Origin of the sequence: Methylobacterium sp. J-048, assembly GCF_022829515.1 — a bacterium.
GTDB lineage: Bacteria > Pseudomonadota > Alphaproteobacteria > Rhizobiales > Beijerinckiaceae > Methylobacterium.
Genome location: NZ_JAKSYL010000077.1, coordinates 97,505 through 116,449, shown reverse-complemented (window position 1 = coordinate 116,449; position 18,945 = coordinate 97,505). Strand labels below are relative to the sequence as shown.

The 18,945-nt window shown below is 71.2% G+C and carries 22 protein-coding genes; 14 read left to right on the top strand and 8 right to left on the bottom strand.

Features of this window, described 5'->3' with window-relative positions; translation table 11 throughout:
• The 6 genes from MKL09_RS04990 to MKL09_RS04965 all read left to right on the top strand — a co-directional run.
• A partial coding sequence (locus MKL09_RS04990) for a DNA translocase FtsK (RefSeq protein WP_279605676.1) occupies positions 1 to 484 on the top strand: 484 nt, incomplete at its 5' end.
• Between the two features lie 353 nt (positions 485 to 837).
• Positions 838 to 1,332 carry an Hsp20 family protein gene (locus tag MKL09_RS04985; protein WP_244018506.1) on the top strand — a complete coding sequence of 165 codons (495 nt, stop codon included), beginning with the start codon at positions 838 to 840 and terminating at the stop codon, positions 1,330 to 1,332.
• Between the two features lie 152 nt (positions 1,333 to 1,484).
• Positions 1,485 to 2,009 carry an Hsp20/alpha crystallin family protein gene (locus MKL09_RS04980; protein ID WP_244018504.1) on the top strand — a complete coding sequence of 175 codons (525 nt, stop codon included), beginning with the start codon at positions 1,485 to 1,487 and terminating at the stop codon, positions 2,007 to 2,009.
• A gap of 111 nt (positions 2,010 to 2,120) precedes the next feature.
• Positions 2,121 to 2,537: a hypothetical protein gene (locus MKL09_RS04975; protein WP_244018502.1), complete on the top strand. Its 417-nt coding sequence runs from the start codon at positions 2,121 to 2,123 to the stop codon at positions 2,535 to 2,537.
• A 16-nt stretch (positions 2,538 to 2,553) separates the two neighbouring features.
• Positions 2,554 to 2,907, top strand: coding sequence for a hypothetical protein (locus MKL09_RS04970; RefSeq protein ID WP_244018500.1), 354 nt, complete (start codon positions 2,554 to 2,556; stop codon positions 2,905 to 2,907).
• Positions 2,908 to 2,977: 70 nt separating this feature from the next.
• Positions 2,978 to 3,748 (top strand): NADH dehydrogenase ubiquinone Fe-S protein 4, encoded by a 771-nt coding sequence (locus MKL09_RS04965; RefSeq protein ID WP_244018497.1) that lies wholly within the window; start codon positions 2,978 to 2,980, stop codon positions 3,746 to 3,748.
• A gap of 12 nt (positions 3,749 to 3,760) precedes the next feature.
• Here MKL09_RS04965 and MKL09_RS04960 read toward each other — a convergent pair whose 3' ends face one another.
• Positions 3,761 to 4,453 carry an ArsR/SmtB family transcription factor gene (locus MKL09_RS04960; RefSeq protein ID WP_244018495.1) on the bottom strand — a complete coding sequence of 231 codons (693 nt, stop codon included), beginning with the start codon at positions 4,451 to 4,453 and terminating at the stop codon, positions 3,761 to 3,763.
• Between the two features lie 128 nt (positions 4,454 to 4,581).
• Between MKL09_RS04960 and MKL09_RS04955 the strand changes: the two genes are divergently transcribed.
• Both MKL09_RS04955 and MKL09_RS04950 read left to right on the top strand, forming a co-directional pair.
• Complete coding sequence (locus MKL09_RS04955) at positions 4,582 to 5,013, top strand: nuclear transport factor 2 family protein (RefSeq protein ID WP_244018493.1); 432 nt, start codon at positions 4,582 to 4,584, stop codon at positions 5,011 to 5,013.
• 83 nt (positions 5,014 to 5,096) lie between these two features.
• On the top strand, positions 5,097 to 6,437 hold the full coding sequence (locus MKL09_RS04950) for an MFS transporter (RefSeq protein ID WP_244018491.1): 1,341 nt from the start codon (positions 5,097 to 5,099) through the stop codon (positions 6,435 to 6,437).
• 10 nt (positions 6,438 to 6,447) lie between these two features.
• On the opposite strand, the gene MKL09_RS04945 is transcribed toward MKL09_RS04950, so the two are convergent.
• The 3 genes from MKL09_RS04945 to MKL09_RS04935 all read right to left on the bottom strand — a co-directional run bounded on the left by MKL09_RS04945 (position 6,448) and on the right by MKL09_RS04935 (position 9,747).
• Positions 6,448 to 7,488 (bottom strand): aldose epimerase family protein, encoded by a 1,041-nt coding sequence (locus tag MKL09_RS04945; RefSeq protein WP_244018489.1) that lies wholly within the window; start codon positions 7,486 to 7,488, stop codon positions 6,448 to 6,450.
• Between the two features lie 12 nt (positions 7,489 to 7,500).
• Positions 7,501 to 8,775 carry a nuclease gene (locus tag MKL09_RS04940; RefSeq protein WP_244018488.1) on the bottom strand — a complete coding sequence of 425 codons (1,275 nt, stop codon included), beginning with the start codon at positions 8,773 to 8,775 and terminating at the stop codon, positions 7,501 to 7,503.
• A 123-nt stretch (positions 8,776 to 8,898) separates the two neighbouring features.
• On the bottom strand, positions 8,899 to 9,747 hold the full coding sequence (locus MKL09_RS04935) for a hypothetical protein (protein ID WP_244018486.1): 849 nt from the start codon (positions 9,745 to 9,747) through the stop codon (positions 8,899 to 8,901).
• Positions 9,748 to 10,037: 290 nt separating this feature from the next.
• Here MKL09_RS04935 and MKL09_RS04930 point away from each other — a divergent pair, with 290 nt between their 5' ends.
• The 3 genes from MKL09_RS04930 to MKL09_RS04920 are packed head-to-tail and all read left to right on the top strand — an operon-like array spanning position 10,038 to position 12,522.
• On the top strand, positions 10,038 to 10,991 hold the full coding sequence (locus tag MKL09_RS04930) for a lipid kinase (protein WP_244018484.1): 954 nt from the start codon (positions 10,038 to 10,040) through the stop codon (positions 10,989 to 10,991).
• Positions 10,988 to 11,734: a TerC family protein gene (locus MKL09_RS04925; protein WP_244018482.1), complete on the top strand. Its 747-nt coding sequence runs from the start codon at positions 10,988 to 10,990 to the stop codon at positions 11,732 to 11,734. The genes MKL09_RS04930 and MKL09_RS04925 overlap by 4 nt, the downstream gene beginning before the upstream one ends.
• Positions 11,731 to 12,522: an ABC transporter substrate-binding protein gene (locus MKL09_RS04920; RefSeq protein ID WP_244018480.1), complete on the top strand. Its 792-nt coding sequence runs from the start codon at positions 11,731 to 11,733 to the stop codon at positions 12,520 to 12,522. Before MKL09_RS04925 ends, MKL09_RS04920 begins: the two co-directional genes overlap by 4 nt.
• A 9-nt stretch (positions 12,523 to 12,531) precedes the next feature.
• On the opposite strand, the gene MKL09_RS04915 is transcribed toward MKL09_RS04920, so the two are convergent.
• The 3 genes from MKL09_RS04915 to leuS are packed head-to-tail and all read right to left on the bottom strand — an operon-like array spanning position 12,532 to position 15,581.
• On the bottom strand, positions 12,532 to 12,729 hold the full coding sequence (locus tag MKL09_RS04915) for a DUF2283 domain-containing protein (RefSeq protein ID WP_244018478.1): 198 nt from the start codon (positions 12,727 to 12,729) through the stop codon (positions 12,532 to 12,534).
• Complete coding sequence (locus MKL09_RS04910) at positions 12,701 to 12,988, bottom strand: DUF4258 domain-containing protein (protein ID WP_244018476.1); 288 nt, start codon at positions 12,986 to 12,988, stop codon at positions 12,701 to 12,703. Before MKL09_RS04910 ends, MKL09_RS04915 begins: the two co-directional genes overlap by 29 nt.
• A gap of 10 nt (positions 12,989 to 12,998) precedes the next feature.
• Entirely contained in the window at positions 12,999 to 15,581 is a 2,583-nt protein-coding gene (leuS, locus tag MKL09_RS04905; RefSeq protein WP_244018474.1) for a leucine--tRNA ligase, read from the bottom strand.
• Positions 15,582 to 15,957: 376 nt separating this feature from the next.
• On the opposite strand from leuS, the gene MKL09_RS04900 reads away from it, so the two are divergent.
• Complete coding sequence (locus MKL09_RS04900; protein ID WP_244018472.1) at positions 15,958 to 16,710, top strand: YggS family pyridoxal phosphate-dependent enzyme; 753 nt, start codon at positions 15,958 to 15,960, stop codon at positions 16,708 to 16,710.
• A 3-nt stretch (positions 16,711 to 16,713) separates the two neighbouring features.
• On the opposite strand, the gene MKL09_RS04895 is transcribed toward MKL09_RS04900, so the two are convergent.
• Complete coding sequence (locus MKL09_RS04895) at positions 16,714 to 17,280, bottom strand: L,D-transpeptidase (protein WP_244018470.1); 567 nt, start codon at positions 17,278 to 17,280, stop codon at positions 16,714 to 16,716.
• Positions 17,281 to 17,639: 359 nt separating this feature from the next.
• Between MKL09_RS04895 and MKL09_RS04890 the strand changes: the two genes are divergently transcribed.
• Positions 17,640 to 18,326 carry a response regulator transcription factor gene (locus MKL09_RS04890; protein ID WP_244018468.1) on the top strand — a complete coding sequence of 229 codons (687 nt, stop codon included), beginning with the start codon at positions 17,640 to 17,642 and terminating at the stop codon, positions 18,324 to 18,326.
• A 128-nt stretch (positions 18,327 to 18,454) separates the two neighbouring features.
• Positions 18,455 to 18,904, top strand: coding sequence for a cyclic nucleotide-binding domain-containing protein (locus MKL09_RS04885; RefSeq protein ID WP_092045314.1), 450 nt, complete (start codon positions 18,455 to 18,457; stop codon positions 18,902 to 18,904).
• Positions 18,905 to 18,945: the final 41 nt, after the last annotated feature.

The following is an 18,945-nucleotide window of genomic DNA, read 5'->3' as shown; positions in this document are numbered from 1 at the left end:
CATTCTCGGCGAGATGGGCGCGGAGCAGCTGCTCGGTCAGGGCGACATGCTGTTCATGGCCGGCGGCGGGCGTACCACGCGCGTGCACGGGCCGTTCTGCTCGGACAGCGAGGTCGAGAGCGTGGTCGCCCACCTGAAGCGCCAGGGCCGGCCGAGCTACCTCGACGCCGTCACGGCGGACGACGAGGAGGGCGCTCCCGAGAAGGGTGCCAAGGGCGGTAAGGCCGGCGCGGCGGAGCTGGAACTCGACGGCGCCGTGTTCGACCAGGGCTCCTTCGGCGAGGCCGGCGGCGACCTCTACGACCAGGCCGTGCAGGTGGTTCTGCGCGACCAGAAGGCCTCGACCAGCTACATCCAGCGCCGCCTCCAGATCGGCTACAACCGCGCCGCCTCCCTGATGGAGCGGATGGAGACCGAAGGCATCGTCGGCCCGGCCAACCACGCCGGCAAGCGCGAGATCCTGTTGGAGGATGCCGCGGGCTGAGATTCTCTATGAGGGCAACGGCCTCGGCCAAGCGCGTCTCCCTCCCCCCTCTGCGGGCTTGCGGGTTCGCACATCGGGGTCGGCAGAGGACACAGGAGACACGTCGTCTCCGGCAAGGGCGGGATCCGGACTTCGGTTTTAAATGCCCACTCCCGTGCGCGAAGCGGGGCCCAAGGCTTCCAGCCCACACACCAAAATCCAACCCGCCCCAAAAAGAATCGTCCCTCTTGCGGAACCGCCCCGCAAGGCAAACGTTACGCGCGTGCGAGACTCGGAAACGAGTTCGCCGATTGGGCGCCGGTCCTGGTGTCCGGCGCCTCTTGTAGTCACGTTGCTCAGTGGAGGATGTGGTTATGAGGACTTACGACGTTGCGCCCCTGTTCCGGTCGTCCATCGGGTTCGACCGTCTGTTCGAGTTGCTGAACCAACCCGAGCGCGTCGAGACCACGGCCGCCTGGCCGCCCTACAACATCGAGAAGGTCGCGGACGATCAGTACCGCATCACCATGGCGGTGGCGGGCTTCACCCCCGACGAGATCGAGCTGACCCAGCAGGATACGGTGCTCCTCGTGTCGGGCCAGAAGACGGCCCCGGAGACCGAGCGGCAGTACCTGCACCGTGGCATCGCGGCCCGCACGTTCCGCCAGACCTTCAACCTCGCCGACCACGTGAAGGTCGTGGGAGCCAACCTGGAGAACGGGCTCTTGACCGTCGCGCTCAAGCGCGAGGTGCCGGAGGCCCTGAAGCCCCGTCGCATCGCCATCGGCGGCGTCACGGCCACGTCCGGGCAGGACAACGCGCCCGCGCAGATCGCCGAGGGCAAGGTCACCGAGGCCAAGGCCGCCTGAGCGCGGCCGGTTCGAGCCCGGGCCGCCCGATCCGCGGACCGCCCGGGCTTCCCCGTCGGACGAAACGACATACCGCGCGGGCCCGCAGGCCCGCGGGCCACCGACGGCTATCCGAATGAGAAGCCCATGACAGCAAACTGAAGGAAACAGCCATGAGCGTGAGAGACCTGATTCCGTGGACCCGCAGCACCGGCGCCCCGGCGCCGACCGCCCTGTCGAACGAGTCGGCCAGTCCCTTCCTGACGCTCCACCGCGAGGTGAACCGCCTGTTCGACGACGTGTTCACCGGGTTCGGCGCGGTGCCGAGCCTGGCCGGCCGGGGCCTCGGCTGGCCCAAGGTCGAGCTGGTTGAGGCGGATGGCGGGCTGCGGCTCTCGGCCGAACTGCCCGGCCTCGACGAGAAGGATGTCGAGCTTCTGGTCGAGGACGGCGTGCTGACCCTGCGGGGCGAGAAGCGCGCCGAGACCACCGACACGACGCGCGGCTATTCGGAGCGCAGCTACGGCCGCTTCGAGCGGGTGATCGCCCTGCCGTTCCCGGTGGAGGAGGACAAGGTCGAGGCGTCGTTCCGGAACGGCGTGCTCACCGTGACGCTGCCGCGCTCGGAGAAGGTGCCGGAGCGCGGGCGCCGCATCGCCATCAACGGCGGCGCCGGCACCCAGAAGACGGCCCATTGAGGCCGCCCGCCGATCCGGCGGGATCACGACGCATGACGCGGCGGCCGGCACGGACCACCGAGCGCGGACCTGCCGGCCGCCCCAACCTTTGCTGACGCACAGGAGGGTCGCATGCAGCCCATCGAAACCACACCGATCGACACATCTATCGAGCGCCTCGGCCCGATGGCCGCGGCCAATCTGAGGGCGACGGCGGTCGACCCGTTCGAGGCCTTCGTGGCGCCCGGCGACGTCTTTCGGCATCCCCGGGAGGTTTTGTCCTATCCCGGCCTGTCGCGGGCCGAGAAGCGGGCGATCCTGGCCTCCTGGGCCTCCGACGCCCGCGCCGTGGAATCCTGCCCGACGCTGCGCTGCCTGCCCGGCTGCCGGTCCGAACCGGTGCCGATCGACGAAGTCCTGGCCGCGCTCCAGGCCCTGGACGGCGCCCCCGCCCCCAGCGCGCCCGCGACGCGCAAGCCGCGGATCCCGGTGGTGCTCGGCCACCGCGGGCGGCGCAGCTCGGCGGCGCTGGATCCCGTCCTGAACTGAAGCCGGGAGGGAAACGATGACGACCTTCGACCTGAAGGACCGCTATCGGTGGTTGAGCCGGCTCCGGCGCAGCCGGACCGGGCCGCCGGCCGAGGCGGTGGAGCGGGCGAGCTGGTCCACCCTCACCGGCTGGATCGCATCGGCCGCCCTCTGCTGCGCCCTGGCCGCCCTCAGCCCGGCGCCGGCCAGGCCCTGGGTGCTGGCGGGGCTGCTCAGCCTGTCGGGCTTCGTCTGGCTCGGCGCCGCGATCACGCGGGCCGGGCCGCCGGCCAACGCCACGCACCTCACCGCCTGGGACGCCGCCCTCCTCGCCTTCGCGGCGAGCTTCGGCGTCCAATCCGCCGCGCGCCTCGGGCTGCTGAGCACCTGAGCGCGTCGCATCACCCGTGTCGAGCCGGCTCGACGGCCACGCCGTCGGGCCAGGCTCCAAGGAGGCACCCATGCAGACGACCATCCAGGAACGCACCATCGGACTCGGACACAACAATCCCCCCGCCTTCGTCGCCGCCGCCCCTTGGCTTGCCGGCCGGAAGGCTCTGATCCGGCGCGAGACGCGGCCCGTGGACACCGCCGGCCGCGCCCGGGAGGGCACGTGGGTCCTCACCTTCGCGCGCGAGACACCGCCCGAGATCGAGCCCCTGATGGGCTGGACCGGCGGCGGCGATCCGCTCGCCACGGATGTCCGGCTCACCTTCCCGACCCGGGCGCAGGCCATCGCGTATGCCGAGCGCCAGGGCCTCGATTACAGCGCCGAACCGGAGCCCGCCCGGGCAACCCGCGGACGCCCGGACGCGGCAGCGCGAGCGAATGAGCCGCGCCAGCCCGAGCGGCCGTCGCTCCGCGTGGTGCTCGGCCGGAAACAGGCGCCGGCCGCGCCGCCGGGCTTTCCGGACGGGCCGGATCTGGAACGGGCGCTGATCAACCCGGCCGCGGTGTTCGCAACGCCGGCCGCCGTGCTGGACCACCCGCGGCTGCTCCGCGAGGGCAAGCGCGAGATCCTCCGGCGCTGGGCCTGGGACGAGTACTTGAAGGAGGTGGCCGCCGCCGAGGGCATGGCCGAGGGCATGGCCGAGGGCGAGCCCTCGCAGCTCGACGCGGTCAAGGCCGCGCTCCTGGCGCTCGGCGAGACCTGGCGCCCGAAACCCTCCGCCCCGGCGGTCGCTGTTCCGGTGCGACGGGAGGCGGACGAGGAGTTGGTTCTCGCGGCGTAAGCCGGGTGCGCCTCAGACCGGATCGAGGCCGAGCTCCTGTTTCAGACTGGTCCAGCCGGTCGGCGTGACCTGCACGGCGCGCGTCGTCCCGGAGCGGCGCAGCCAGCCTTTCGCGCAGAACAGGCTCATCAGCTGGACGCCCAGCGGGCCGGCGAGATGGTGCTCCCGCTCGGTCCAATCGAGGCATTGCCGGGCCAGGCCATGCCGGCCCGGCTTCAGCCGGGCGACCTCCAGGCCGAGGCCGGCGAACCACGCCACGCCGGCCGGCGGCACCGCGAAGCGCTTGCCCTCCACCGACAGCAGATAGCCGCGCGCCTGCAGGGCACCGGTGACGGCGACGCCCAGGCGGCCGGCCAGGTGATCGTAGCAGCAGCGCGCAAACCGCAGCTCCCGCGCCTCCCGGCTCAGGGGTTTCGACCGGACGGGCGCTGCCGGTCCGATCGCCGCGAGGGTCTCCAGCGCCAAGGCGACCTGCGGGCCGGCCAGGCGATAATAGCGGTGGCGCCCCTCGGTCTCGACCGCCAGCAAGCCGCCCGCCAGAAGCTTGCCGAGATGCGAACTCGCCGTCTGCGCGGTCACCCCGGCGGCGAAAGCCAGCTCGCCGGCGGGCCGCGCCTTTCCGTCGAGCAGATGCATCAGCATCACGGACCGCGCCGGGTCGGCGATCAGGAATGCCGCCGTGGCGAGACTCGGTTGCGGATTCATGGTCGATCTCCAGAGCAGCCGGCCCACCATGCCACCGAAGCGGCGCGGATGCTTCGACACGCATCGAAGCATCCGGCCTCACGCCACCGCTAAGGTTCCGGTCATCGCGACCCCGATCCGAGGCTGCCATGACCGATACCCCCGAGGCCGACATCCGCCGCATCTACGAGCGCTGGCACGAGACGGTGCTGGCCCGCGACATCGATGGCCTGACGGCGCTCTATGCCGAGGACGCCATCCTGGAGAGCCCGCTGGTCCTGGCCGGATCGGGGATCGACGCATCCGGAATCCTGACCGGCAAACCCGCGATCCGGCGCTTTTTCGACGCTTCGCTGCGCAAGCCCGGCAGCGCGCTCGGCCGCTGGTACCGGACCGGCACTTTCTTCTCCGACGGCCGCCAGCTCACCTGGGAATATCCGCGCGCCACCCCTGAGGGCGACCAGGTCGATCTGGTCGAGGTGATGGACCTCGCGGCCGGGCTCATCGCCCACCACCGGGTCTACTGGGGCTGGGTCGGCTTCCGGGCGCTCGCTCCGATCCTCGACGCGTCACGGTCGTGACCGTGGCGGCCCCTGGAGGACTCGCAGCCAAGCCGCGCCGGGCAGATCGGCGAAATGGCGCCTCTCCCGATGCGACGCTCGTCATGGCGGCGACCAGCGTGAGCTATGTCGTCGTCCTGCTCGATACCTCGATCGTCAACGTCGCCCTGGGCGGCATCGCCGCGTCGATGGCGACGGACGTGGCCGGCCTGCAATGGGTGGTGAACGCTTATACCCTCGTCTTCGCCAGCCTGCTCCTGACCGGGGGCGCGCTTGGGGATCGCTGGGGCGCGCGCAATGGCTACTTTGCCGGCCTGGCGATGTTCACCCTCGCCTCGGCCCTGTGCGGGGCGGCGGACGGCCTCGTGAGTCTGATGGCGGCCCGCGCCGTCCAAGGTGTCGGAGCCGCCCTGCTGGTCCCGTGTTCGCTGAAGCTGATCAATCAAGCTTTCCCCAATCCCGAGCAAAGGGCGCGGGCCATCGGAGTGTGGATAGGCTGCGGCGGCGTCGCCATGGCGACCGGTCCCCTGATCGGCGGGATCCTGATCCATGTCTTCAGCTGGCGAAGCATCTTCTTCGTCAACGTGCCGATCGGGCTACTGGGCCTCGCCATGACGGGGCGCCTGGCGTCCGAGCCCGGACCGCGGCAGGCCCGACCGTTCGACCTCGCCGGGCAGATGACGGCGTTCGTCACCATCGGCACGCTCATCGGCGTTCTCATCGAGGGGGAGGGCCTCGGATGGTTCTCGACGCCGATGCTGGCGGGCCTCGCCCTCGCGCTCGCCGCCGGGGCGCTGTTTCTCCGGATCGAGGCGCGCGTCGCGCATCCCATGTTGCCGCCGTCCCTGTTCAGAGACCGGGTCTTCGCCGGATCGGTCTCGGTGTCGCTCGCATCGGCCTTCGTCTTCTACGGATTCCTGTTCCTCATCAGCCTGTATCATCAACGGCATCAGGGCCTTTCAGCAATTCAGACCGGCTTGGCGCTCCTGCCCGTCACCGTCATGGTCGCCTGCGGGAGCTTCGTCTCCGACCGTGTCGCGCGGATCTATGGAACCCGGCGGCCCCTCTCCGTCGCCTTCGGGCTGTACGCGATCGGTGCCCTCGGCCTCCTGGGGACTGGGGGCCCGTCGTCCTGGCTGACGGTTCCTCCGCTGCTGGCGATCGGGCTCGCCTCCGGCTTCATCTCGCCGGCTGCGACGGCGCCGGCCCTGGGCGCCGTCGCGCCGCACCATACCGGCATCGCGTCCGCGGCCCTCCATGCGGCCCGTCAGACGGGCGCGGCTCTGGGGGTCGCCATCTTCGGCGCGGTCCTGGCGGCGACCGACCAGTTCGACCGTGCCCTACCGGTCGCGCTCTGGGTCATCGTGGCCGTGTCCCTGGCCGCGGCGCTGACCTGGTGGCTGTCCGCAGGGCGCCAACCGTCTGAGGGGGCCAATCCCTCGTGATCCGCGCACCTCACGCCACCGAGAACCGGAACGTCGTGACCGCCTGGAACACCTCGCCCGGCCGCAGGACCGCGGAGGGCAAGCCCGGCTGGTGCGGGGCGTCCGGAAACCCTTGGGTCTCGAAGCAGACGCCGTCGCCGGATCGGTAGATCCGGCCGGAGGGGCCGATCAGCGTGCCGTCCAGGTTGTTGCCGGTGTAGAGCTGCAAAGCCGGCTGCGTGGTCGCCACGTCGAGCCGCCTTCCGCTGACGGGATCGATGCAAGTGGCGGCCGGGCGCAGGGTCCCGGCGGGGCCGCGCAGCACGAAGGTGTGGTCGTAGCCCTTGGCGAAGGCGAGCTGCGGATCGCCGACCCGGATGCGATCGCTCAGCGCGTGCGGAGTGCGGAAATCGAACGGGGTGCCGACGACCGGCCGGATCTCGCCGGTGGGTATTTGGGTCGCGTCGGTGGGGGTGAAGGCGTCGGCCTCGATCCGCACCGCGTGGTCGAGCACGCTGCCGGTCCCCTCCCCGGCCAGGTTGAAGTAGCTGTGGTTGGTGAGGTTCAGAACCGTCGGCCGGTCGGTCACCGCCTCGTAATCGAGACGCAGCAGCCCGTCCTCGGGCAGGCTGTAGCGCACGCGGACGTCGAGGGTGCCGGGAAACCCCTCCTCGCCGTCGGGAGAGCGGCGGGCCAGGACGAGGCTCGTGCCGTCGGCTGCCTCCACGTGCCAGAGATGCTTCCCGAAATTCCGGTCGCCGCCATGCAGGGTGTTGGGCGCCTCGTTCACCGGCAGCCGGTAGGTCTGGCCGTCGAGGCTGAAGCGCCCGCCCGCGATGCGGTTGGCGTAGCGCCCGACCACGGCGCCGAAGCTCGGGCTCACGGTCTCGTAGCCCGCCAGCGTGTCGAGCCCGAGCACGACGTTGGCGCTATGGCCGGCCCGATCGGGCACCTCGATCGCCGTGATCACCGCGCCGAAATCGATGATGTGGACGCGCAGGTTTCCCCGGGCCAGCACGTGCCGGGTGACCGTCTGCCCGTCCGCGGTGTGGCCGAAGATGTCACCCGGCATGCCGATTCCCGCTCAGCGCTTCCAGACGCCGAGCCGCTCGCTGCGCGCGTGGTCCTCGGCCGCGACGAGCTCCGGGCTCGCCTCCGGGGAGGCCCGGCCGCCGCCGTTGAACAGCACGACTTCGGAGATGTCGCGCCCGTTCACCAGGCAGTTCATGCTGTCGCTGCCCGGAGCCGGCTGGCAGGTCACGGTGCGGCCGCCGATGTAGCGGGTCAGCTCATCCGCCTGGCCCCCGCGCACCCACTCGACCCCGAACAGGCGCACGACCTTGCCGCCGACCTTGAGGGTCGCGGTGTCGATCACCTGGGCCGTGCCGGTGATGGCGTTCGCCGCGGGCGGCGGCGTGTCGGGCTCGGGATCGCCGCCGGTCTCGGGCGGCGGCGTGACCGTGTCGGCGGCGGAGGGGGCGGCTTGGGACGCAACCGGCGGGCTTGCAGGAGCCCCGGCCTGAGACGGGGGCGTATTCGCGGCCTGGGGCGGCGTCGGCTGGGTGGTCGCCGGGCGGGTGGAGTCGGGCTCGCGGCCGGCCAGGACCAGCCCCGCCGCGACCACCGCCACCAGGGCGGCCGCGCTGGCGCCGGTGAGCCAGCGCCGATGCCGGCGACCGCTCTCGTCCCCGATCCCTTTGCCGAAGCCGAGTTGGTCGCGCAAGCCGGGCAGACCATCCCGCACCGTTTCCCCGAGCCGGCCGGGCCCGTCGTTCCAGGCCGCGACCGGGTCCGGACCCCGCGCCGGCACCGTGCTCCCGTCGGCGGCACCGCCGAACCGGCTCCGCAAGCCCGTCCGCAGGGTCGCGAACCGGCCGGCCGCGTTCTGCGCCAGCGCCCGACCCTGCACCGAGGAGCGCTCGGCGAGAGAGCGGGCCCGCTCGGACTGGGTCTCGACGAAGCGCGCGGTGGCGGCCTTCATCTCGTAGGCGCCGGTCAGGATCGGCGAATCCTTCGCCTCCTCGGCCGCCGGCGCAGGTGCAGGCTCGGGCGCCGCCGGCAGGAACAGGGCCGGGTGCCGCGCCTGCAGCTCCGCCACGAAATCCGCGAGCGTCATCGGCTCGGAGGCGCCCGGGCGCAGGCGCGGCACGCCGTGGCGGTCGAGCACCCGGTAGCCGTAGGCCCCCGGCACGATCGCCGCCTCGGCCATCAGCTCGAGGGTGCGCACGGAGACCGGCCGCGGCCGTGCCCGGGCAATCGCCGTCCGGATCGCCTCGCGGAGGGCGGCGCGCTCCGGATCGTCGAGCGCCGGACGCGCCGGCGCCGCTTCCTGTTCCGCCACCACCGTTGAAGACGTCATGAACCCGATCCCGGCATCACCGTGCGCCGCACGGACGCCGCTTGAGAGCCTTTCACACAACGCCCTCCGCGCCGCCTGTGCAGAGGGAGGCGCCCGGTGACCGGGCGTTGTGTGAGGGTGCTCTTACGCCTTGCCGGGCGAGGGAGCCAGGGTGCCGGCCTGGACGCTCCGGCGCAGGACCCGCCCGGTCTCGCCGACGATCACCGGGCGCGTGCCCGCAAAGCTCACCTCCAGGACCAGCTCGGCCGACCCGGTGGAGATGGCGCCGCGATCGGGATTCGCCGTGCGGAAATCCACGATCGTGCGGATCGTGCAGGTCTCGGAATCGCAGGCGGTGCGGATCGTCCGCGCCTCGTAGCGACGCTCGGGCCAGCGCTGGACGAAGCTGCGCTTCTCGGCGACCAGGCCGGCCAGGGTGATCGGATGCCCATAGAAGCGCACCCGCGTCCCGTAGAAATGCGGCGCGGCTCCGACCATGGTCTCGCCCGAGCTGGAGACTGTGGCGAGATAGTTTGCCGCGAGCGCCCGGGCGACGGCGGCCCGCTCGGCAGAGGCCGAGGCCGGCGCGGGCGTGACGGCGGCCGGCGTGTCGGCGAGCCGGCGGGGATGCGAGGCGTGCCGCCGAACGGTCTCGCGGGCGGGCGGGCGCTCTAGGGCGGCCGCTCGTTTCGGGGCCGCAGCCTTGGTCGAGGCAGCCTTGGGCAGGGCGTCGTCGACGGGCTCGGGCTTGGCGGCCTGCCGGACCGGCTCGTTGTTCGGAACGGATGGCTTGGCCTGTTCCTGCGCCGCGGCCGTCGTCGGCGCCTTGGCCGGAACAGGTGGCGCGGCCACCGACGGACGCGCCGGCGGATCGACCCAGGAACTCGGGGACGCCGCGCCCTGCTGCTGGGCCGAGGCGCCGCCGACGAGGGCCAGCGGCAGGATCACGCCGAGCGCAAGGGCACGTGGTCGGGTGGGAATGGTGGCGGACATCGGTGCCTTCCTGGCGGCCGGGGCGGTCGTGGTGAGAACGCGCCCGCATGCCGAAGCGGTTCCACGGTTGTTCCGGGCGCACTCTCGACTCTGCCGATCTGCGGGGCCGGTACCAGCCGGGGATTGCGTGGATGACGGGGTTGCGTTCGATGGTTTCGCCACCAAGTGGGGACAATCTTGGCTGTCGCCGGTTTTGGGTTTTCCGCCGGCCCATCCGTCGCCCCGCGCATCGAGGATCCCGTGGCCCGACCCGAGACCGAGGTGACCCCGAACCGGCATCGGAGCCGGCCATGAGCGCGGGGCAGCGCCGGGCGCTGCTGATCTGCAACGCGAAGGCCCGCAACGGCAGCCTCGACCTCGACGCGGTGCGGGGCATCCTGCGGGCCGGCGGCATCGAACCGGTGGAGCCGCCCCCTGACGCCGATTGCCGCGATGAGATCCGCGCGCGGGCCCAGGATGTCGACCTCGTGATCCTCGGCGGCGGCGACGGCACCATGAACACGGCGGCGCCGGCCCTGGTGGAGAGCGGCCTGCCTCTGGCGATCCTGCCGCTGGGCACGGCCAACGACCTCGCCCGCTCCCTCGGCCTGCCGCTGGATCCCCTGGCGGCGGCCCGGTTCATCCCGACGGCCGAGCCACGGCCGGTCGATCTCGGCTGGGTCAACGGCCACTACTATTTCAACGTCGCCAGCATCGGCTTCTCGGCCGAGCTCGCGGGCGAGCTCACCGCCGAATCGAAGAAGACCTGGGGGGTGCTCGGCTACGCGGTCGCGGCCATCCGGGTGCTGCGCCGGGTGCGGCCGTTCACCGTGACGATCGAGCATGACGGCACGGTCGAGAAGGTGACCACGATCCAGGTCTCGGTCGGCAACGGCCGGCACTACGGCGGCGGCATGACGGTCGAGGAGACCGCCACGGTCGACGACGGCAAGCTCGATTTCTACAGCCTGGAAGTCGCCCATTGGTGGCGGCTGATCGCGCTGCTGCCGGCCCTGCGCAGGGGCACCCACGGGCGCGCGGCCGACGTGCGCGCCTTCCAGACCCAGGAGATCACGGTCACGACGCGCAAGCCCCGGCCGGTGAACACCGATGGCGAGCTGACCACGCACACGCCCGCCCATTTCAAGGTGTTCCCGAAGATTCTCCAGGTCTATGCCCCCGACCCGGCGAACCGCCCCGGTCCGTTCGACCTCGCCGCGCTCGGCAGCCGCCTGTTCCCGACCAGCGAGACGCCCGACCCGTGACCGACCTGATCCAGCTTGCCACGCAGCCGGCCATCTGGGCCGCGTTGGCGACCCTCGTGGTGATGGAGGTGGTGCTCGGCATCGACAACCTGATCTTCATCTCGATCCTGACCAACAAGCTGCCGGCCGACCAGCAGACGCGGGCGCGGCGGATCGGAATCGGGCTGGCCCTGATCCTGCGGCTCGGGTTGCTGGGTACGGTCGCGTTCATCGTGCACCTGACCGAGCCGGTCTTCTCGGTGCTGGGCCAGGATTTCTCCTGGCGGGACCTGATCCTGATCGGCGGCGGCCTGTTCCTGCTCTGGAAGGCCACCAAGGAGATTCACCACAGCGTCGATCCCGCTTCGCCGACCGACACGCCGAAATCCGGCGGCACGATCGGGTTCGGCGCGGCGATCGGCCAGATCCTGCTCCTCGACCTCGTGTTCTCGATCGACTCGATCATCACCGCGGTGGGCATGACCGAGCACGTGCCGGTGATGATGGTGGCCGTGGTGGTGGCGGTGATCGTCATGCTGGTCGCGGCCGAGCCGCTCTCGGCCTTCATCGCCCGCAACCCGACCGTGGTGATGCTGGCGCTGGGCTTCCTGATCATGATCGGCATGACGCTGATCGCCGAAGGGTTCGGCGCGCATGTGCCGAAGGGCTACATCTACACCGCCATGGCGTTCTCGGCCGGCGTGGAGGGCCTCAACATGCTGGCCCGCGGGCGCCGTCGGGCGGCGGGCGGGAGCCGGGGATGAGCATCCGAATCGCCGTAGCTCTGTGCACCCTGATCTTCCTCACCCAGGCCCGCGCGGAGACGATCCCAATGACGCCCTCCCCCGCGGCCCTGCACGACCTCGCCCCCACCGGGATGCTCCGGGCGGCGATCAACCTCGGCAATCCGGTTCTGGCCCGGTCCGGGGCGGACGGCCCGGCGGGCGTGTCGGTCGATCTCGCCCGGGCGCTGGCGCAGAAACTCGGAGTGCCGGTGGCCTTCGTGACGTTTCCCGGGGCGGGCGCCGTTTCGGGCTCGGCCGGATCCGGGACCTGGGACATCTGCTTCCTGGCGATCGACCCGAAGCGTGCCGAAGGCATCGCCTTCACGGCGCCCTACGTGCTGATCGCCGGCAGCTATTTGGTACCGGCCGCCTCGCCGATCCGGGCTCCGGAGGTGGTCGACCGCGACGGGGTGCGCGTTTCCGTGGGTCGCGGCAGCGCCTACGACCTGTTCCTGACCCGGGCGCTGCGCCACGCCACCCTGGTGCGGGCCGCGACCTCGGCCGAGGCGGTCACGGCCTTCGCCCGGGACGGGCTCGACGTCGCCGCCGGGGTCCACCAGCCGCTTTCCGCTTACGCGGCCGCCCATCCGGAGGTGCGGCTGCTGCCGGGACATTTCATGGAGATCCCGCAGGCGATGGGCCTGCCGGTCGGGCGGGATGCGGGGGCGGCCTACCTCGCCGACTTCCTGACGCAGGCGAAGGCGGACGGGTTCGTCGCGCGGAGCCTGGAGGCCAACGGGCAGGATCCGGGGCTGGCGGCGCCGTAGAGCTGCCGGTCAGGCGGCCGTGAGCTGGGCCAGATCGACCCCAGCCGCGAGATGATCCTTCGTGTTGAGGATCTCGATGGCGACGACACGGCCCTCCGCATCGAAATCCAGGACGATCCCCGGCCGCACCTCCTCGCTCTCGCTCACGGGGGCGTCGGCGAGGCGCAGATACAGAGCATCAGCCTCCGGATCGTATCGGACTTTCACGTCTTCGCCTCCAGTTGCGATCCAGGAAGAGCGTGATGACCCGGTAAGTCAACGCGTGCTCCTCGACGTAGACGACCCGGAGCACGCGGCCCCCGTGCTCAGGCCAAGCACGATAGGCCCGCATGCGCTCGGGATAGCGCGGATCGGGTTCGATTGCCTCCGGCGCCAAGACCGTGCCCTCGACGAGTTCACGCGCGATCCTGCGATCGGTGAGGTTTTCCCGTGCATGGCGTGTGTAGATGAAGGCCGGTGCTGGCATCGGCCGGTGGTCACACCACCAGATTCACGATCCGCCCCGGCACGACGATCACTTTGCGCGGCGGCTTGCCCTCCAGGATCTTCTGGACTGTCTCCAGGGCGAGGGTGGCGGCTTCCACCGCCTTGGCGTCGGCGTCGCGCGGCACCGTCACGTCCGCGCGCTTCTTGCCGTTGATCTGGACCGGCAGGGTGATCTCGTCCTCGACCAGGAGCCCGGCCTCCGCCTCCGGCCAGGGCGCCTGGGCGGCCAACCCGGGGCGGCCCAGCGCCGTCCAGCATTCCTCGGCGAGGTGCGGCATCATCGGGGCGATGAGCTGCACCAGGATGCCGGCGGCTTCCGTGGCCGCCGCGCGCGAGACCGGCCCGCGGAGCCCGTCTTCGAGGGCATTGGCCAGGGTGTAGATGTGGGCGACGCAGCGGTTGAAGCGCAGGCGCTCGATATCGTCCTGCACGGCGGCCAGCGCCCGGTGAGCGGCCTTGCGCAGGGCGAGGTCGGCGGTGCCGTCGCCGGTGACCGCCTGGGCGGCGTTGACCAGGCGCCAGACCTTCTGGACGAACCGGGCGGCGCCCTGCACGCCCTCCTCGCTCCAGATCACGTCGCGCTCGGGGGGCGAATCGGACAGCACGAACCAGCGCGCCGTGTCGGCCCCGTAGCTCGCGATGATGTCGTCCGGATCGACCACGTTCTTCTTGGACTTCGACATCTTCTCGATCGGGCCGATCGCGACCGGCGCCTGAGTTTTCACGTGAAACGCGCGGCGCTCGCCCTCCTCCGTGGAGAAGCGGATCTCGGCCGGCGGCACCCAGGCGCCGGCCGCGTCCTTGTAGGTCTCGTGAACGACCATGCCCTGCGTGAACAGGCCCGCGAACGGCTCGGAGACGCCGGCCCAGCCGGTCTCGCGCATCGCCCGCATGAAGAACCGGGCGTAGAGCAGGTGCAGGATCGCGTGCTCGATGCCGCCGATATACTGGTCCACCGCCAGCCAGTGATCGACCGTGGCCCGGTCGGTGGGGGCGTCGGTGAGCCAGGGCGCGGTGAAGCGGGCGTAGTACCAGGACGAATCGACGAACGTATCCATCGTGTCGGTCTCGCGCCGGGCCGGCGCGCTGCAGTGCGGGCATGGGACGTTGCGCCAGGCCTGATCCCGCTCCAGCGGGTTGCCGGGCTGATCGAAGGACACGTCTTCGGGCAGCTTCACCGGCAGGTCCGAGACCGGCACCGGCACCGGGCCGCAGCTCTCGCAGTGGATGATCGGGATCGGGCAGCCCCAGTAGCGCTGGCGCGAGACACCCCAGTCGCGCAGGCGGAACTGGACCTTGCGCTTGGCCACCCCCTCCCCTTCCAGGCGCTGCGCCACGGCCTCGAAGGCTTCATCGGTGGTCATGCCATCGAGGAAGCGCGAATTGATCATCCGCCCGTCCTCGACATAGGCGGTGGTGGTGATCAGGAAGGCTTCCGGATCCTGCCCCTCGGGGCAGACCACCGGGACGTTGCCGAGCCCGTACTTGTTGGAAAAATCGAGGTCGCGCTGGTCGTGCGCCGGGCAGCCGAACACCGCGCCGGTGCCGTACTCCATCAGCACGAAATTCGCGACGTAGACCGGCAGCTCCCAGGCCGGGTCGAGGGGGTGGCGCACGGTCAGGCCGGTGTCGAAGCCGAGCTTTTCCGCAGTGTCGATCGCCGCCTGGGCGGTGCCGGTGCGCCGGCATTCCTCGATGAAGGCCTGGAGGTCGGGGTTGTTCGCGGCCAGGGTTGCCGCCAGGGGATGGTCGGCGGCGATCGCCAGGAACCGGGCACCGAACAGCGTGTCGGGCCGGGTGGTGTAGACCGTCACGGACTCGGCCGCACCGGCCGGCGGCCGAGCGAGCGCGAACCGGACTTCCAGACCCTCGGAGCGGCCGATCCAGTTCTTCTGCATCAGCCGGACCTTTTCCGGCCAGCGGTCCAGCCCGTCCAGCGCGGTGAGCAGGTCCTCGGCGAAGTCGGTGATCTTGAAGAACCACTGGGTCAGCTCGCGCTGCTCGACCAGGGCGCCGGAGCGCCAGCCGCGCCCGTCGATCACCTGCTCGTTGGCGAGCACGGTGTGGTCCACCGGGTCCCAGTTCACCTTGGCCGTCCGGCGGGTCACCAGCCCTTTGTCCAGGAAGTCGAGGAACATGCGCTGCTGGTGCTTGTAGTAGTCGGGGTCGCAGGTCGCGATCTCCCGGCTCCAGTCGAGCGACAGGCCCATGGCCTTCAGCTGGTCGCGCATCGACGCGATGTTGGCGTAGGTCCAGTCCCGCGGGTTGACCTTGCGCTCCATGGCGGCGTTCTCGGCCGGCAGCCCGAACGCGTCCCAGCCCATCGGGTGGAGCACGTTGAAGCCCCGGGCGCGCTTGTAGCGGGCGACCACGTCGCCCATCGCGTAGTTGCGCACGTGGCCCATGTGGATCCGCCCCGACGGGTACGGGAACATCTCCAGCACGTAGTATTTCGGGCGCCCGTCGGCATTGTCGGTCTCGAACAGGCGCTGCTCCGCCCAGGCGGCCTGCCAGCGGGGCTCGGCATCCTTGGCGTTGTAGCGCTCGACGGCGGAGGGGGCGGTGCTGGTCATGGATCCGGCTGGGTCAGGGGCTCGGCGGCTGGTCGGGGATGGCCGCGGCACGTCGCGGCCCAGTAGCATATCTGCGCCGGAGCCGGTCAACGGATGCATGGTTTCGGGCTTGCGCGGGACGCGCAACGGCATAGGTCGGCGGGCAGCACACGGTTCATGAGAGGAGCCCGCACCAGGGCGATCCCACCCATCCCCCTCATCCTGAGGCGGCGGAGCGAAGCGGAGACCTCGAAGGAGGCCTCCAGCCAGCAGCGCGATCCCTGGAGGGCTCCTTCGAGGCCCAGCGATCTGCGATCGCCGGGCACCTCAGGATGAGGGGGTGGGTTGGATCACCCTCCTCGCGGGGCGGGCCCGGCAGCGACAGGACAGGCACGCGATGGACGACGCGATCACCGACTCGAACGCCCCCCCGACGGACGGGATGGGGCAGCCGACCGCCAAGCTGCCGGTCGGCGAGGCCGATGTCGCCGCCGGGCTCGCCGAGGTTCGGGCCGCCATCGCCCAGGCGGCCGAGGATTCGGAGCGCAACCCGGCGGAGGTGCAGCTGGTGGCGGTCTCCAAGACCGTGCCGGCGGAGGGCATCGTCCCGGCCCTGGAGGCGGGCCAGAGGGTGTTCGGCGAGAACTACGTCCAGGAATCGGCGGCGAAATGGCCGGACCTGCGCGCCCGCTACCCGGATGTCGAATTGCACTTGGTCGGGCCGCTGCAATCCAACAAGGCCCGCGAGGCGGTGGCCCTGTTCGACGTGATCCACTCCCTCGACCGGCTCTCCCTCGCGGCGGCGCTCGCCAAGGAGATCCAGCGCGCGGGCCGCGCCCCGAAGCTGCTGATCCAGGTCAATACCGGCGCCGAGCCGCAGAAGGGCGGGGTCCTGCCGGACCAGCTCGCCACCCTGCTGGCCGAGTGCCGCGACACCCACGGGCTCGCGATCCAGGGCTTGATGTGCATCCCGCCGGCGGAGGACCCGCCCTCGGCCCATTTCGCCCTGCTCGCCCGGCTGGCGCAGGCGCACAACCTGCCGATCCTCTCCATGGGCATGAGCGCGGATTTCCCGGCGGCGATCCAGCAGGGCGCCACCCATGTCCGGGTCGGGACGGCGATCTTCGGGGCTCGGACCCGGAAGGTGTGAGCCTCACCCGATCCGCAGATGCGTGCGGGGCCCGAGGCGCTTGAGCAGCCGCAGCAGATCCGCCCGGGCCAGCGCCACGCAGCCCTCGGTGGGGCGGTAGCCGGCCCGGGCGATGTGCAGGAAGATCGCCGAGCCCCGCCCCCTCCGGATCGGGGCGCGGTTGTAATCGAGGTCGATCACCACGTCGTAGAGCCCGTCGTCGCGCCACATCGACTCGGCGCTGATGCCGGGGGCCGGCAGGTGGATCGGCCGGTTGTAGCGGCGGTCCCGGCGGTCGTCGCACCAGCCGTCGTCAGGCCGGGTCGGCCGGAGGGGCAGTGCCGTGCGCGGGCGCAGGCCGAGATGATCCGGCCGGTAGGCGCCTCCCCGCAGGCGGAAGCGTCCGCGCGGCGAGCCGCCGTCGCCCTCGCGCTTGTCGCAGACGATGCCGCCCGCCCCGAGGGCGCAGGGGATCACGGCCGGGCCGATCAGAAGCTGGCCCCGGCGGCGGTCGCCGACCGTCGCGCGGACCCGGATCTCGGCCAAGGTCACGCGGACGGGGCCGGGTCGCTCACGGAGACTTCGACGCATCACGGCCCTCCCCGACGCTCACACCACCGGTCGCCATGCGGGCCGGAACGCCGGGCCTTATGCCCGGTATCCAATACCGAAACCGTGAAAAATTGCGCACAAGGCAATTTCCGGCCACAAACGCAGCCCTATCCTTGCCGTGGAACCCAGGCCGTCGAAGCCGGGATTCGGGAGCGAACCAGCCCACCCCAGCGCCGGGGGGACCGAACGCCCTTGGATTCCGGTGCGGCGCGCCCTGCGCTTCCCTGGAGCCGGCCGTGTTGTCTCACGATGGACGGCGTGCTCCAGATCCTTGCCACCGCACGCTGTTCCCGGCACCGGGTTTCCCGGTCCCGCAGCCTGCTCCAGGGCCCCGGACGATGTCGAATGCCTATCGCCTGCTGATCTGTGACGACGACGCGATCCTGCGCGACACGCTCACCGAGCAGCTCGACCTCTGCGAGGACTTCACCGTGGTCACCGAGGCGAATGCCGCGGACGCGGTCCGGCGGGTCGGCACCGACCGCATCGACCTGGCGGTGATGGATGTCGGCCTGCCCGACCTCGACGGGCGCGAGGCCGTGCGCCGGATGCGCGCCGGCGGTTTCCGTGGCCCGGTGATCATGCTCACCGCGCAGGATTCGGAAGCGGACCACGTCGAGGGACTGGAGGCCGGCGCCAACGACTACGTCACCAAGCCGTTCAAGTTCGGCATCCTGCTCGCCCGGATCCGCGCGCATCTGCGCAGCCACGAGGCGTCCGAGGACGCGGTGTTTCAGATCGGCCCCTACACGTTCCGGCCTGGCGCCAAGCTGCTGGTCGGCGAGCGCGGCTCGAAGCTCAAGCTCACCGAGAAGGAGACCGCGATCCTGCGCTTCCTGTACCGGGCCGGCCGGGCCGTGGTGAACCGCGACACGCTGCTCGCCGAGGTCTGGGGCTACAACGCCCACGTCACCACGCATACGCTGGAGACTCACATCTACCGCCTGCGCCAGAAGATCGAGCCGAACCCCGCCACTGCGGCGATCCTCGTCACCGAGGGCGGCGGCTACAAGCTGCTGCCCTGATCGACTCGTTGCGCGTCACGGCCGGAACCGAGAGCCAAGTGCGATTGCAACGCGATCGGGAAGGGCTTTAGGGATTTGCGTGTAGGCGGGGCTCAGGCTCGTTTGCACGCAGGTGGTGGGGCGGTTCCTTGGGGCTCGACGACGACATCGCGATCCTCGCAGACGCGCCGCTGTTCGGCTTCCTCGACCGGGACGCCCTGCGCCTGCTGACCTTCGCGGCCGAGCGCCGCGAACTGGCGGACGGCGACCTGCTGTTCGCCCGCGGCGACCCGGCCGATGGCGGCTTCGTGGTGATGTCGGGCACGATCCGGCTGGCGCCCCGGGTCGCGGACGCCGAGCCGGTGCGCGCCGGGCGCTCGGCGCTGATCGGCCAACTCGCCCTGTTCGTGCGCGGCACCCGGCCGACCGAGGCCCGGGCCGAAGGCGCCGCCGAGGTGATGCGGATCACCCCGACGCTGATGCGGCGGGTGCTCGAAGAGTTCCCCGCGGCCGCCCAATCCGTCTACGACACCCTGGCGATCGACCTGGTCGACCTCGTGACCGATCTCGACCGGGTGCGGGTCCTGCTGGAGGATTGAGCGGGGTGGATTGAGCGAGGTGGATTGAGGCCGCCCCGGGT